We start from the raw sequence: 14,839 nt of genomic DNA, 5'->3' as shown, positions 1-14,839 counted from the left end.
CGGAAGCACTGTCCGGGCGATTTGCCTTCGGGATACTGCTTGAGGGCACAAATCATGAAACAACCAGAATGGTCGGAATCCGTCGCCACCAATCCGAAGACGGGTGTCAACCCGAACACGGTTTGTAAATCGCGGTGCCGACGAACCTAGCGCGCCTCGGCGGGGACGGCCTTCGGCATCTTCAGGACATCGGACGATCGATGAACCGCGCCGGCCTTGACCAGCCCGCCCAGCGCTTGCTGCATCAGGTCGACGGCGTTGGCGAAGGCATCGACGGGCATGATGATCCTCTGGCGGAAAACCGGTTTCGGATTGTTCTTCCCGTCCTTTTCGGTGGCGGAGAGGCTCATCAGATCGATTCTGACGATCGAGGTGCTGACCGTGATTTCACCGATGCCGTCGGCGTAGAGTTCGGTACTCATCGTATACTCCATCTATCGCGCGGCCGCCTGTTTCCCGTCGAGCCCGCCTCTACGCCGCCAATTGCGGCCTGAACGCCACATCCACATAGTAGTTGGTGCTGTTGTAGCTGTTCGTCGGGAACAGCCCGGTTGCGCCATAGGCATAGACGCCGTTGCCGCCGCTGAGCGCCGACGACAGGGCATGCAGATTGCCGTTGTCTACGCCGGAACTGAAGAAATTGCTCGTCGCCGAATAGAACCCATTGGTGCTGTAGGAGACGACGTAGGTTGTGTTTGCCTGGATCGCCACCTGTTGGGCAAGATTGACTGATTGCCAGCCACCGGCGCCCTCGTTCGTGAAGGTGGCGCTTGCGAGCAGCGTTCCCGTCGACGTCCAGAGATATCCGGTGTGCGGGCCGGTGTTGCTCTGGCCCTTGTAGAAGCGGATCCCGGTAATCGAGCCGGCCACGTCCGCCTGGAACTTCATGCCGAGATTGACATCGCCGGGGTCGTTCACCGTCACGGTCGCCGGCGTGCTGGCCGACGAAAACACGTTCTGTTCGCCTTGGGGAACGACGTTGAGCGACACCTGCGCCGTGTCGGTTCCGCCCTGCCCGTCCGATATGGAATAGGTAAAGCTCGCCGGGCCGGAGTAGCCGCTCGTCGGCGTGAAGGTGACGGCATTCGGCTGGCTGTCGAAGGCGACGGTGCCGTTCACGGCGCTTCCGACGCCGGTAATGACCACCGGATCGCCATTGGGGTCACTGTCATTCGAAAGCAGTGTACTCGCCTGAACGGAGAACGCGGTATTGAATGGCGTCTCAAACCCGGAATCGTCGACTGCTACAGGGCTAAGATTTCCCGTCGCCTGCTCGTAGAGCACATCCACCCAGTAGTTCGACGCACTGTAGGTGGCGGTCGGGAAGAGACTGCTCGTGCCATAGGCATAGACACCGTTGCCGCCGCTCGACGCGCTGGAGGGCGCCGTCAACGGGCCGTTCGTATAGCTGGTGGCGAAGAAGTTCGGCGTCACGCCATAGAAACCATTGGAGTGATAGCTTGCGACATAGGTAGCCCCCGCGGAAATCGAGACCGGCTGGGTAAAGGTCACGGTCTGCCAGCCACTGGCGCTCTCGTTGGTGAAGGTTGCAGACGTGAGCAGATTGCCGCCGCCGTTCCACAGCGAACCGGTATGGGTGCCGGTGTCCTGGGCGCTCTTGTAATAGCGCAGCCCGGTGATGATGCCGGCGGAGGAGGCAACGAATTTCACGCCCAGTTCCACGGACCCGGGGTCGTTGGCGGAAGCGGTGCTCGGCGCGTTGGACGGAGAAAACAGGTTCACCGTCGTCTCCGATTGGCCCACCGTCAAGCCTACGACGGCAGACGCCGTTCCGCCGCGCCCGTCCGATATGGTGTAGGAGAAGCTTGCCGGCCCGATATAACCTGACGTCGGCGTGAACGTGACGGCGTTGGTCTGGCTGTTGAACGCCACTGTGCCGTTTGTGGCGCCGCCCACGCTGGTGATCGTCAGAGGATCGCCGTCGGGATCGCTGTCGTTCGCAAGCAGCGTCGATGCGGCAATCGAAATCGAGTTGCTGTTGGAGACCGTAAAGCCGTTGTCGTTGCTGGCAACCGGCACGGTGTTGACCGTCGAACGGTTGTAGACGACGTCGACCCAATAGTTGGAGGCCTGGAAACTGGCAGTCGTTGGAAACGCGGTGCCAGACGAATAGACATAGAGGCCGTTTCCACCGCTTGTCGCTGATGAGGGGGCCGTCAGCGATCCGTTCACCTTCGCACTGTTGAAATAGTTCGCGGTAGTCGCATAGACTCCGGTCGTGTGGTAGGAGGCGACATAGGTCGTTCCCGCGGTGATCGCGACCGGATTGGAGAAGGCGGCGGTCTGCCAGCCGCTGGTGGATTCGTTGGTGAAGGTGACGGTTGCCAGCAGCGTGCCCGTTGACGACCACAGCGAACCGCTGTGCGACCCGGTGGCAGTGGCTGGCTTGTAGAAGCGGATGCCCGTGATCGTGCCGGCCACGGATGCGGTGAACTTCATTCCAAGCTCCAGTGGCTGGCCGTCGCTGACCGCCGGTCCCGCTGGCCCTTCTGTCCACTGGAACAGCGACACGCCGGCGGCGTCTTGTTCAACTGTCAGGGATACATTGGCGGTCGCCGTGCCGCCGCGCCCATCCGAAACCGTGTAGGTGAAGCTTGCCGGCCCGCTATAGTCGGTGTTGGGCGTGTAGATGACATTGCCTGTCTGCGTATCCAGCGTCGCGGTTCCATTGGTGACATTGCTGACCGCGCTGACCGTCAGCCGATCGTTGTTAGGATCGCTGTCATTGGCCACCAGTGCGGTGAAGGAGATCGGCAGCATCCCGTTCTTGCCGACCGAGAACCCCGAATCGGCCGTCGCTGTCGGCGCCTGGTTGGGGTCCGGCGTGAATACGACGTCGACCCAGTAGTTTGTGTTGGAACTGTTGCCCGGGAACACGCCGTTGCTGCTGGTATACGCGTAGACACCGCCCTGAACCGTGAGCAGGTCGTTCGTATAGCTCGACGTGAAATAGTTGTCGTTCGACGACCAATATCCACCGGTGTAATAGGACGCGATATAGGTCGTTCCAGAAGCAATCCGCACCGGATTCGAGAACGTCACCGTCTGCCAGCCCGTTATGGATTCGCCGGACGACGTGCCGGTGGCTATCCGCGTGCCGGTGGAAGTCCACAGGCTGACGACGTGTTGGCCGACATTGTAGAAACCCTTGTAGAACCGAATGCCATTGATAACGCCATCCGTCGATGCCTGGAAGCGGGCGCCAAGTTCAACTCCGTCCCGGTCGAGATTGGTTTCGACTTGCGGTTTGCTGGCAAGGGTCCAGACACTCGATGTCGAAGGCAGGTTGACCGTGACCTGGGTGCTCGCGGAAGGGTTGCCCAGGTTGAGGCTGTCGTCCACCGCGCGAGACATGATGTTGTAGGTCCCGGACGCCTGCACGACCCAGCTGTAGGTCCAGGCCTCGCGGCCCGTGGCCTTCCACCAGCTCTGGCCGCCATCAAGGGACACCTCGACGCCCGCGACGATGCCGCCGCCGGAATCCTGTGCAGTGCCGGTGACAGTGACCTTCTGTCCTTCGACGAAACTCGCGCCCAAGGTCGGAGAGGTGATGGTCGAGGTCGGCTTGACCGTGTCGGTTGATTGCGTCGCCAGGATCATGCTTGCGTCGAGCGTTCCGGGCTGGATGCCCATGTCGGCGAACATGTTGACCATCGCCTGCTGGACATTCGGATCGGTTGGTGTATTCGCCCCCTCATGGTTCGAATCAAGCCCCCAGGACCAGAAGACGGTACCCGCACCGAAGACGAGGGCGCCGCTTTCAGCCCGATACATGGTCAGGCTATGTGTCACATCGGCGGGACCGACCGTCGTGCCATAGTCGCGCAGATAGGTGTTAACCGAAACCGTCGACAGCGACATGTTGATCAGCCCGGCGGGCCGGTAGCCGTTTTCGACGTCGGAGTCCCACTCGTAGCCGAGCAGGTTCTGGACAAGGGAGTAGGTCTGGCCCGGCTGCAGCTCGGCGACGTCTGTATTGCGCCAGAACCGCAGGTTGGAATAGTCGTAAGGGATGGTGATCGTGTCCTGCCGGTAGCTGTCCACCGTGAACATGGTGCCGGTCAGCGAGTTCTCCGGCTCCTGCCCTGGATGGGCAAACCGCGGGTCTCGCCAGGTACCGGTGCCCGTGGAGCTCGGATCTGGGGTCCCACCCCAGGTTTCCTTGTAGCAGACCATCGTGCGGTAGGGCGTGCCGTTGCCGTCGATGCTGGTTTCCCAGCGAACCTTCCAGTAGACTTCGTTGCCGCTCCAGAAGGCAAGGTCGACGCCTGCGTCGCGCGCCGCCTCGACGTTGGTGCGCTGTTCAGCCGACCAGTACTCATCATGGCCGACCGAAAGAAAAGCCTCGTGATTGAGCAACAGGCTGCCGCTTCGCGTTGCGTCGACGCCGGAGACGTAGGAGACGTCATAGCCGTTCTGCTCGAGCCAGCGACCCCGAATATGAAATCGTGAGTGCCGCCGATCGGGCTGGTGTTGGTGATGAACGGGCGATTGTAGCTGACTGCCGAGGCTCGACCGATCGCGGTCAGGCCGCAACCGCAGTTGGGCGGCCTGTAGCCGATCATATCGGCTGGATCGACGGGCACTTCTCCATAATACAAGCTGGCGCCGCCCCAGGCATTGTAAGCCTGCCAGGTGGTGTCGGAAGTCTGGAAGACGATATCGCTGGTGGAACTGTCGTCGCGGACAATGAAGGGGATGTGGCTGGCGCCTGCCGTGCCGTCCTCGCGGACGAGCTTGGCGATGTAGACGCCGGAGACCATGTCTGAAGGGATGGCCCAGGTTGCCGAGACCGACCAGTTGCCGCAATCGATCAGGCCGCGCGACATGTCGACGATCGGATGCGGCTGCACCTGCGCGGATGCGAGGTTCACATCGACGGTCCCCACCTTGCGGGCGCCGGCGCCGCCATAGTAGCCGAGCCGGTAGATCTCGATCCGGTAGTCGGTAGAATCGGTGGCGATCTTGAAACTGACCGTCCCACCGATATTGGTGCTGATCTCGGTTGCAAAGCCCTGGATGTTGACGTCGCCGTCGCCGGTGATGCCCCATTCGCTGACCGGATTGCACTGCTTCTGGTTCTCCAGGACAATCTTGTTCTTCGGGTTGAGCTGGCTTGCGGTGCGCGTTCCATCGGAGAACTGGAAATTTTCGACACCGGTGACCGTATCGGCACCATCCGGCGCGCCGCTGCGGTTGTCGGCAATCGTGTAGGTGGCCCCTGCCAGGGAGATCGTATAATTCGCGAATGCACCGCTGAAGACCACCGTGTCGCCTGTTCCGCCGCCGCCGTCGATCGTATCATTGCCGCCGCCGCCGTTAAGCGTGTCGTTTGCCGAGCCGCCGGTGAGCGCGTTGGCGCCACTATTGCCGGTCAGGCTGACCGCCGAGCTCGATCCGGTCGCATTGACGTTCTCGAAGCCGGTCGTGTTCGCCGTGTCGCCGGAGCTCTGGTCGGCCGACGACAGGTTGATCGTCGCCGCACCGTTGACCAGCAGCGTGTCGATATCCGCCCCGCCGGCGATCGACGTATCCGACCCGTCATAGGTGATCGTGTCATTGCCGGCTCCGCCGGCGATCGTGTCCGTGCCGGCACCGCCGACGATCGTATCGGCACCGGACCCGCCGTTGAGCACGTTCGCGGCGCTGCTGCCGGTCAGGCTGAGGGCCACGCTCGATCCGCTCGCGTTGACGTTCTCAAAACCGGTGATATTCGCCGTGTCGCCGGAACTCTGGTCGGCAGACGACAGGTTGATCGTCGCCGCTCCCGTTACCACCAAAGTGTCGGTGTTCGTTCCGCCGGCGATCGAAACATCCGTGCCGTCATAGGTGATCGTGTCGTTGCCTGCCCCGCCGTTTATCGTGTCGGCGCCAGCACCGCCGACAATCGTGTCGCCACCGGAACCGGCGGTGATATTGTCGGCCTGGGCGCTGCCGGTGACGGTGAAAGCTTCGGTCTGGCCGCTTAGCGTGACCGTCACGCCGGCAGCTGCGCCCGAAGCGGAGATCTCCTCGACACCCTGAATGGATGCATTCGTCGCCCCGAGTGAATTAAGGTCGGACGAGGTCGATGTCAGATTGATCGTGTCGCCGGTTCCGCTGCCGAGATTGATCGTGCCCGTGCCGATCAGGATCGCGTCGAGTTGGGCGCCGCTCAGTGTCACCGTGTCAGTGCCGGACGTGCCGGTGAGATTGCCGGTTTCGACATTGCTGATCGTCGGTGTGGCGAGCGCCGAGATGCTTCCGCTCGCCAGGACATTCAGCACATCGGTGGTCAACAAGCCGCTGCCCAGATCCATTGTGATGAACCCGGCCCATTGCGACGCGGTCATCGTTACGGTATCGCTGCCGGTACTTCCGGTAAGCGTCTCGATGCCAGAAACCGTGCCAAGCGAAAAGTTGAACGTACCGCCGGCAGTCAGCACGATCTGGTCGCGTGTGCCGCTGGCGCTGTTGCCGCCGCCCTCGATCGACTCGCCGGCCACAAACTGCCCACTACCCAGGTTGATCGTGTCGTCGCCGCTGCCGGCGACGATTTCATCTGCGCCGCTGCCGGGATTGAAGGTGTCGCCGCTGGCGTCCTGAAGCTGAGCGACCGTACCGCCGGAGAATCCTGTGAGCGTCCCCGTCGTCGCGTTCGCCCTGTCGTTGCCGCTGGTGCCGGTGAACGTCGCCATGATCCCGGCATAGGTCATCATGCCTTCCGGTGTAAGCGGAGGACGTCCGGGACCGGCACCGCGATCCAGCGACCAGGTTCCGCCGCGGAATTCCGCACCGACGATGCCACTCGCAGCCGCGACACAAACGCCCGTCCTTGCTGCAAGTAAATCGACGAAAGCTGTCCCCCGTTCCCCGGCGCCGGCCTCGCAGGCCCAAATCTGCAGCGCCCTTTCCTTTCCAAGCGCAACGCCGAAGCCGGAAAGTTCGGCAGTTTCGTGCCTGATCGTCTCATACGTGAACGCGCCCGCCGCGAAGCTCACTTCGCCGGGCCGCCCGTGCGCGATCACATGGATCGCATCCAGGTTCGTCCGACCCTGCAGGATCCGCGCCATCTGCGAAATGGCCGGCTCGTCCCGCGAAAGCACGACGGATTCGACGTCGGGCCGGAGAGCGGCAAGCAGTGTCTGGAAATCCGCTACGGCGGGGTCGATGAAAGCGATCTCGCGAGAGTAGGTCATGGTGTTTCCCGGGGCAATTTGGATCGTGTTGGGGCATTTGACCTGGCCTTGCGACCGCATGGATTTTCCCGCCATGTGGCTGCCGCCCAATATAGGTTGATCAGATCAAGGTTCTACACGCATCCTGCCAGCTTTTGCCGGATCGCAAACCTTAGCAATCGGTCTGCACGACACTTCCAAAGTCGGTAAGAGGTGGAGGGGTCCTTCCTCCAATGTGATGATGGATTGGATGGCCATTCAGCTTGAGCTCATCTTCGAGCAGCTGGGTGGGGCGCTTCGGGCCGGTGACAAAAGATAGCGAACATCCTGGCGAGCGGCGGCGAGCCCTTTCGGCCAGGAGGCATCGGCAAGCCCGATGACAATACACTGGCAGAGCGAACAACGGTCGTTACAGGCGGAAGCTTAGCCGATCCGCACGACAGCTTCGGAGATGAATTCAAAGCGCGGAATGGCGAGGTTCTCCGGTGCCGGCCCCTTGCGGACGCGACCTGCGGTATCGTAGTGCGATCCATGGCACGGGCAGAACCAGCCTCCGAAATCGCCAGCCTGCCCGAGCGGCACGCAGCCCAGATGGGTGCAGACGCCGATCATCACGATCCAATTCTCCCGCCCCTCGCCGGCAGAGCGGGCAAGATCGGTCGCCGGTTGATCGTCGGCAAGATTGGCGTTCCGCGCCACGGGGTCTTTGAGCTCCTCAATTGCAACCGCATTTGCCGCTTCGATCTCCTTGGAGGTCCGGTTGCGAATGAAAACCGGACGACCGCGCCAGTTGACCGTAAGTGCCATACCTTCGGCAAGCGAGGATACATCCACCTCGATAGAGGCCAGTGCAAGCGTCGATGCGTCGGGGCGCATCTGATCGATGAATGGCCAGGTCGATGCAGCGACACCCACAGCACTGGCCATGCCTGTCGCAATATAGAGAAAATCACGGCGGGTAGGTTCGCGTGTCTCGTTCATGGCCATGGGACTGCTGCCTTTGCTGCACACAAGTGCTCATATGCACCGTTTGCTCTCCCATCCGCTCAGGGATTTTGCGCATCGTGGCGCGATCTCGCCCTTATCTGCCAACGGGTGGGAGATGCTCCTGTCATTTTACCGCGCAATGGAGTCTATTGAAATGTCCTTGGTCCATGGATAGCAAAGCGTTGCTGCGGTGCCGGATCGACGGTGTCTCCTTGAAAGCCAACGTGATAACCGGCCTGTTCCTGAAACAAAAGATGGACATTACACGCTTTACGAGCAACATTCTTTCAACACACCGTTATTCCGAAATCGATGAACCTATCTATTAGACTTCGTTAAAGCCATGACAGGTACGCCGTTGCCAGAGATCGAAAGCCCGGAAACCGGCTCGTCCGCCGAGATTGACGCGTTTGCGTCGAACCCGGCGCTGTTTGCGGTCCTGCAACAGGGCGCCCGACACATGATCGAGCTCTATGACCGTTTGCCGAGGATCGGTCGCCTGGTCGCCGCCCAGCAGAAATGGCTCCTTACCCAGGCTGCCTATGCGCTGCACCTGCAGCGCAACCCAACCGATCCCCTCTCCGGCATCACAGCCTCGCGGCTTCTCGATATCATCGTTGAATTCGGCGCAGCCAGCCGCAACACGGCGACAGCCTTTCTGGCCGAACTGCTCGCCTACAAGCTGATCCGCGACGTACCGGGATCGCCCAGCAAACGCAGCCGTCCCCTGGAGCCGACCGAGATCAGCCACGAGGCGATGATGCTGTGGTTTCGTGGCCAGATGCGCAGCCTTGACCTTCTCGACGGCGGCGAGCGCGTCACACGGCTGGAGGCCAATCCGGACATTTTTCGCCGAGCCCAACCGATCGCCGCCAAGCGGCTGATCGCCGACAGGGCGTGGCGGGAACCACCGCTCAGCATCTCCTGTTTCGTCTGGAGCGAATATGGCGGACTGATCCTCGACGATTTCATCTCACGCATTGTCAATGTGGTCCCCGAGGAAGGCTATCACTGGGTCGAAGACCTTCGTTTCGCAGAATTGTCCAACCACTACTCCCTGTCGCGCACGCATATCCGGCGCCTCTTTGCCCGCGCCGAAGCGTTCGGATCGCTTGGCTGGCGGGACCGCAGCAACAACCGGAACAAGGTATGGGTCGCGGCCTCTTTCGTAGATGATTACAAGCGCTGGCAATCGATCAAGTTTTGCGCACTGGACTGGGCCTTTAGCAAGGCGGTCCGCTCGATTGGGACCGAGGAGCATGACCTCGAAACGAACCGTGCCGATACGAGCCCGTCAGACGTTTGACTGCGCAAATTGCGGCAGGCTGTCGTTAATCTCATAGAAATCCCCTTTGTCGGCGCAGAAGATGTGATAGCCGAAAGCCAGCCCGGTTGGCGGATCGAAGGCACCGGCCATGATCGAGGTGTAGTTGAGGCCATCCATCTTCCAGAACAGCGCCGAACCGCAGGCCTTGCAGAAGCCGCGCCGGGCTTCCGGGCTCGAGCGGTACCAGGTGATGTTGTCGTCGCCCCGAATATCCAGGTCCACGTCGAGAACATTGGTCGCCGCATAATAGAGCCCGGTCTGCTTGCGGCACTGCGAGCAGTGGCAGGCGATCACCTCCCGCAACCTTCCCCGCGTATGAAAACGGACCGCACCGCAATTGCAGGACCCGGTATGCTCTTCGGCCATGGTCATCCCCTCAAGCTGTCTATTGGCCCATCGCGCGGGCATGAAAAAACCGGGCCAGCATCTCCAGCCAGCCCGGTTCCGTCAAATTCAAATCTCTCAGCCGAGGATCAGCAGGGCTGATCAGCCCCAAGATCAGCCGTTTACGACCATGCGCTTCTCGTCACGGCCGCCCTTCATGCGCTCGGCCAGAAGGAAGGCAAGTTCGAGTGCCTGGTCGGCATTGAGACGCGGGTCGCAATGGGTGTGGTAGCGATCGGCCAGATCGGCGCCGGAGAGCGCCCGGGCGCCGCCGGTGCATTCGGTGACGTCATTGCCGGTCATCTCGATATGGATGCCGCCCGGATGCGTGCCCTCAGCGCGGTGGATCTGGAAGAAGCTTTCGACCTCCGACAGAATCCGCTCGAACGGCCGGGTCTTGTAGCTGTTGAGCGTGATCGTGTTGCCGTGCATCGGGTCGCAGGACCAGACGACCTTGCGGCCTTCCTTCTCGACGGCGCGGATCAGGCGCGGCAAGTGCTCGGCAACCTTGTCGTGGCCGAAGCGGCAGATCAGCGTCAGGCGGCCAGGCTCGTTCTGCGGGTTGAGCAGATCGATAAGCTCGATCAGCCCGTCACCCGTCAGCGACGGGCCGCACTTGAGACCGAGTGGGTTCTTGATGCCGCGGCAGTATTCGATATGTGCATGGTCGGGCTGGCGCGTGCGATCGCCGATCCAGATCATGTGGCCGGAGGTCGCGTACCAGTCACCGGAGGTCGAATCGACGCGGGTCAGCGCCTGCTCGTAGCCAAGCAGCAGCGCCTCGTGACTGGTGAAGAAATCGGTCTCGCGCAGGCTCGGATGGTTCTCGGACGTGATGCCGATCGCCTTCATGAAGTCCATGGTTTCGGAGATTCGGTCAGCGAGCTTGCGGTAACGCTCGGCCTGCGGTGAATCCTTGACGAAGCCGAGCATCCACTGGTGCACGTTTTCGAGATTGGCGTAACCGCCCATCGCAAAGGCGCGCAGCAGGTTGAGCGTCGCAGCCGACTGGCGGTACGCCATGATCTGACGTTCCGGATCCGGAATACGGGCCTTTTCGTTGAACTCGATACCGTTGATGATGTCGCCGCGATAGCTCGGCAGCTCGACATCGCCCTGACGTTCGATGTTCGACGAACGCGGTTTGGCGAACTGGCCGGCAATGCGGCCGACCTTGACGACCGGCTGCTGGGCACCGAAGGTCAGGACGACGGCCATCTGCAGGAACGCGCGGAAGAAATCGCGGATCGTATCAGCGCCGTGTTCAGCGAAGCTCTCGGCGCAATCGCCGCCCTGCAGCAGAAAGCCCTTGCCTTCCGACACATTGGCAAGCTGGTTCTTCAGACGGCGTGCCTCACCCGCAAACACCAGCGGCGGAAAGGTCGTGAGCTGCGCTTCGGTTGCGCTGAGCGCTGCCAAATCCGGAAAATCCGGCACCTGCTGAATGGGCTTCTGCCGCCAGCTGTTCGGGGTCCAATTCTGTGCCATTTCAATCACCTATTCTCTTGCGCGAGGTCCGCCGTCGCTGCCGCGTTCCGGAGAGGTCCGGTCAACGCTGGCTGGAAACGGGATCTGAATCGCGTTTCCATTCGGCCCAATTCCTGACCGCAGCTTCCCCAGCCGGGAAAACGGCGATTTTGCGGATGCGGGCTTATAAACGTTAACATGGGGATTGAAAAGCGATTGTTCCACCAAAGTACGCACTGCGAGATTTTGGCACGCAGTTTGCCGGTAAACTCGCTCGTTGCAGGCCGGAGCCTAGCCGACCCTCTCGCCGTTCTTGAGGCGGTAGCTTGGGTTGTACATCGTCACCAGTTCTTCCGACGCCGTCGGATGCACCGCCATGGTGCGATCGAAATCGTCCTTGGTGCAGCCGGCTTTCAACGTAATTCCAAGCAGTTGCGCCATTTCTCCGGCCTCGTGGCCAAGAATATGAGCGCCAACGACCTTGCGATCGGCGGCATTGACGATCAGCTTCATGATCGTCTTTTCGCTGCGTCCCGACAGCGTCGCCTTCATCGCCCGGAATTCGGCGCGGTAGATTTCGAGTTCGTCGTATTTCTTTGAAGCATCCTCTTCCGAGAGGCCGACGGTACCGATTTCGGGCTGAGAGAAGACGGCGGTGGCAATCAAGTCGTGATCCGGTGAGACCGGATTATGCTTGTATTCCGTTTCGATGAAGCACATGGCCTCGTGGATGGCGACCGGCGTCAGCTGAACGCGATCCGTCACGTCGCCAAGCGCATAAATGCCCGGCGCGCTGGTGCGGGAAAACGCATCGACGACGATCGCGCCGCGCTCGTTGACCTTCACGCCCGCCGCTTCCAGCCCAAGCCCCTTCGTGTTCGGCACGCGGCCAAGCGCCAGCATGACCTTGTCTACCGTCAGCGTACCGTGCTTCAGGGTTTCGGCAGCCAGCTTGCCGTCAGCATTCTTCTTGATCGACTGCAGCAGGTCCTCGCACAGGATGCGGATGCCCTTCTCTTCCATCGCCGCGTGGAGACCGCGCCGCATATCCTGGTCGAAGCGCGACAGGATTTCCTTGCCGCGATAGATCAGTGTCGTCTCGACGCCAAGGCCATGGAAGATATTGGCGAATTCGACGGCGATATAGCCGCCGCCGGCAATGACGATAGATTTCGGCAGTTCCGCAAGATCGAAGGCTTCGTTCGAGCTGATGCAGAGTTCGTGACCGGGCAGCGCCTCATGCGGCGTCGGGTGGCCGCCGACGGCGATGACGATGCGCTCCGCCGTCACGGTCTTTGCCGTGGCGACGAGCCGGATGCTGTTCGGCCCGGTCAGTTCCGCTCGGGTATTCAGAATTTCCGCCCCGGCATTGGCCAGCCCCTTCTGATAAAGGCCCTCCAGCCGGGTGATTTCCTTTTCCTTGGCGGCGACCAGTTTTTGCCAGTCGAATTTGTGCTCGCCGACGCTCCAGCCGAAACCCTCCGCATCCTCGAAATGTTCGGTGAACTGCGACGCATAGACGTAGAGTTTCTTCGGCACGCAGCCGCGAATGACGCAGGTGCCGCCGTAGCGGAATTCCTCGGCGATGGCGACCTTCTTGCCCATGGCTGCTGCGAGGCGGCCGCTGCGCACCCCGCCGGAGCCGCCGCCAATAACGAAAAGGTCATAGTCGAAAGACGTCATGCTGAAAAACTCCCGGACGGGTCACTGCGAGGGAGGCGGATCGTCTGGAAGCCGGGTCGGCCATGCTGGACCCCGGCGATTCCCGCCATGTGTTGCTGATATAGGGTGGAGCGATACAAAATGAAAAGCCCGGAATGATCCGGGCTTTGCAATTCGTCGTCCGGCGTGCACCGGTTGAAACCGGCAAGCCGCTTATTGGACGGGCTTTTCGGCCGTGGCGCCTGGTACCGGCTGCTGCCCGGCGGTCAGGGTCGCGCCGAGTTCCTTGGTCGCAGCCGTGTTGAGATCGCGGGAAATACCTGCCGCCCAGATGTCGGCAGCCTTGATCATTTCGCGCGAGGCGATCGGGCCATCCTTCAGAAGCTTCTTGCCCGCGTCCGACGTGTAGAACGCCGTGATGGCATTCAGCTGTTCGACGCTGAAGGTCTTTGCGTAGATCGTCGCTGCCTCACGCTCCAGATCAGCGCGGCGCGCTGCCAGCTCAAGCGCCTTTTCATCGACCGTCTTGGTGATCAGTTCCTGATAGTTCGGCGAGGACTGGATCAAGGTCGTCTTCAGGCGTTCAGCCAGATTGGGCAGAATATTGTCGAAACCGTTGGTGGCGTTGATTGCCTCGATCGCGGCGCGGGCAGCCTTGACCTGCTCGTCCGTCACATCCTGCGCCCGCAAGGCAGGAACCATGACGGCCGAAAGGATGATGGCGGTTGCAGCCACTGTACGGCCAAGACCTGCGAGATTGATCATATCTGAAACGCTCCTGTCAGTTGACGCCGGGTTCCGTGCGCGTCTTGCTCCTGCGAACCCCGCATAATCCAATTTCAAAGCCGCCGCCACCATCGGGGCTCGATCCCCTTAGGCGGCAACGCTGTTGTAACACTCCGCCGCGCCCGCCTTCGGCCACGGCTGGAAATCTCGCCTCTAGGCGGTCATCACCCGCGCCCCCGCCGGACCGGCAATGATGGCAAGGGATGCGATGCCGATGAATAGCCCGTGTTCGACCACGCCGGGAATAGCATTGAGTTCATGTGCCAGCGCATCTGCATCAGGAATACGGCCAAAAGATGCATCCAGAATCAAATGTCCGCCGTCGGTCATGAAGGGTCCGTCGCCGGAGGCGCGCACGACGATTTCGCCGGAAAGACCATGCCGCGCGGCCAGTTTTTCGATGGCGATACGAGTGGCGACAAGCCCGAAGGAGTTGACTTCGATCGGTAGTTTGAAGGCTCCGAGCGTGTCGACGATCTTGGTTTCGTCGGCAATCACGATCATCCGCGATGATGCGCAGGCAACGATCTTCTCACGCAGAAGCGCGCCGCCGGCACCCTTGATGAGGCGCAGCTTGCCATCCACCTCGTCGGCGCCATCGACCGTCAGATCCAGTTCGGGAAGCTCGTCCAGCGATTTCAGCGGCACGCCGAGTTCCAGGCATAGCCGCGCCGTGCGTTCTGACGTCGGCACGCCTTCGATGCGAAAGCCGGACGCCACCTTTTCGGCGAGCAGACGAACGAACTCCTCCGCCGTCGAACCTGTGCCGATGCCGAGCCGCATGCCGTCCTCGACATAGTCGAGTGCTGCCGCGGCAGCCTTGATCTTCATTTCACGGGCGTCCATGCGCCACGCACTCCTCAACATCTTATTCCACGGACACGGCAAAAAGGCTCGGGTCTTCTGTTCCGCTGAGACGTTTACACGGCTGCCACGGCAAACAAAAGCCCAAATAGCAGGCGAGATACAAATGGCTGCCACAGCTTAAGCGGAAAGTGGCGATTGCTTTTTTCCACAGGTTCCCCTACCCGAACAGAACGTTTCGCAG

Annotated in this window: 8 protein-coding genes and 2 pseudogenes; 1 reads left to right on the top strand and 9 read right to left on the bottom strand. The window is 61.2% G+C overall.

Features of this window, described 5'->3' with window-relative positions:
• Positions 1-146 precede the first annotated feature (146 nt).
• From ACSQ2Z_RS10210 to petA, 4 genes and pseudogenes are all read right to left on the bottom strand, one after another.
• On the bottom strand, positions 147-422 hold the full coding sequence (locus tag ACSQ2Z_RS10210) for a hypothetical protein (protein ID WP_436081096.1): 276 nt from the start codon (positions 420-422) through the stop codon (positions 147-149).
• 49 nt (positions 423-471) lie between these two features.
• Positions 472-5,798: pseudogene (locus ACSQ2Z_RS10205) on the bottom strand (DUF4082 domain-containing protein).
• A gap of 66 nt (positions 5,799-5,864) precedes the next feature.
• Positions 5,865-7,199: pseudogene (locus tag ACSQ2Z_RS10200) on the bottom strand (DUF4347 domain-containing protein); the annotation flags it as partial.
• Positions 7,200-7,601: 402 nt separating this feature from the next.
• Entirely contained in the window at positions 7,602-8,165 is a 564-nt protein-coding gene (petA, locus tag ACSQ2Z_RS10195; protein WP_436081095.1) for a ubiquinol-cytochrome c reductase iron-sulfur subunit, read from the bottom strand.
• A 343-nt stretch (positions 8,166-8,508) separates the two neighbouring features.
• Here petA and ACSQ2Z_RS10190 point away from each other — a divergent pair, with 343 nt between their 5' ends.
• Positions 8,509-9,471 (top strand): hypothetical protein, encoded by a 963-nt coding sequence (locus tag ACSQ2Z_RS10190; RefSeq protein ID WP_436081094.1) that lies wholly within the window; start codon positions 8,509-8,511, stop codon positions 9,469-9,471.
• Here ACSQ2Z_RS10190 and ACSQ2Z_RS10185 read toward each other — a convergent pair.
• The 5 genes from ACSQ2Z_RS10185 to rpiA all read right to left on the bottom strand — a co-directional run bounded on the left by ACSQ2Z_RS10185 (position 9,460) and on the right by rpiA (position 14,637).
• Positions 9,460-9,858, bottom strand: coding sequence for a GFA family protein (locus ACSQ2Z_RS10185; protein WP_436081093.1), 399 nt, complete (start codon positions 9,856-9,858; stop codon positions 9,460-9,462). The two genes, ACSQ2Z_RS10190 and ACSQ2Z_RS10185, sit on opposite strands and share 12 nt — an antisense overlap.
• Before the next feature lie 132 nt (positions 9,859-9,990).
• On the bottom strand, positions 9,991-11,364 hold the full coding sequence (locus tag ACSQ2Z_RS10180) for a class II 3-deoxy-7-phosphoheptulonate synthase (protein WP_436081092.1): 1,374 nt from the start codon (positions 11,362-11,364) through the stop codon (positions 9,991-9,993).
• A gap of 270 nt (positions 11,365-11,634) precedes the next feature.
• Positions 11,635-13,026, bottom strand: a complete 1,392-nt coding sequence (gene gor / locus ACSQ2Z_RS10175) for a glutathione-disulfide reductase (protein ID WP_436081091.1) — start codon at positions 13,024-13,026, stop codon at positions 11,635-11,637.
• Between the two features lie 192 nt (positions 13,027-13,218).
• Positions 13,219-13,770 (bottom strand): DUF2059 domain-containing protein, encoded by a 552-nt coding sequence (locus ACSQ2Z_RS10170; RefSeq protein WP_436081090.1) that lies wholly within the window; start codon positions 13,768-13,770, stop codon positions 13,219-13,221.
• 174 nt (positions 13,771-13,944) lie between these two features.
• Entirely contained in the window at positions 13,945-14,637 is a 693-nt protein-coding gene (gene rpiA / locus ACSQ2Z_RS10165) for a ribose-5-phosphate isomerase RpiA (protein ID WP_436081089.1), read from the bottom strand.
• Positions 14,638-14,839: the final 202 nt, after the last annotated feature.

Source organism: Pararhizobium sp. LjRoot235 (assembly GCF_964254145.1).
Classification (GTDB): domain Bacteria; phylum Pseudomonadota; class Alphaproteobacteria; order Rhizobiales; family Rhizobiaceae; genus Pararhizobium.
Note: the sequence above shows the minus strand (reverse complement) of the source record. Positions and strands in the feature narration are given on the sequence as shown.

Excerpts from the sequence above, each read along its gene's own strand:
- ACSQ2Z_RS10210 (WP_436081096.1), bottom strand. The coding sequence starts at position 422 with ATGAGTACCGAACTCTACGCCGACGGCATCGGTGAAATCACGGTCAGC.
- petA (WP_436081095.1), bottom strand. The coding sequence starts at position 8,165 with ATGGCCATGAACGAGACACGCGAACCTACCCGCCGTGATTTTCTCTAT.
- ACSQ2Z_RS10190 (WP_436081094.1), top strand. The coding sequence starts at position 8,509 with ATGACAGGTACGCCGTTGCCAGAGATCGAAAGCCCGGAAACCGGCTCG.
- ACSQ2Z_RS10185 (WP_436081093.1), bottom strand. The coding sequence starts at position 9,858 with ATGGCCGAAGAGCATACCGGGTCCTGCAATTGCGGTGCGGTCCGTTTT.
- ACSQ2Z_RS10180 (WP_436081092.1), bottom strand. The coding sequence starts at position 11,364 with ATGGCACAGAATTGGACCCCGAACAGCTGGCGGCAGAAGCCCATTCAG.
- gor (WP_436081091.1), bottom strand. The coding sequence starts at position 13,026 with ATGACGTCTTTCGACTATGACCTTTTCGTTATTGGCGGCGGCTCCGGC.
- ACSQ2Z_RS10170 (WP_436081090.1), bottom strand. The coding sequence starts at position 13,770 with ATGATCAATCTCGCAGGTCTTGGCCGTACAGTGGCTGCAACCGCCATC.
- rpiA (WP_436081089.1), bottom strand. The coding sequence starts at position 14,637 with ATGGACGCCCGTGAAATGAAGATCAAGGCTGCCGCGGCAGCACTCGAC.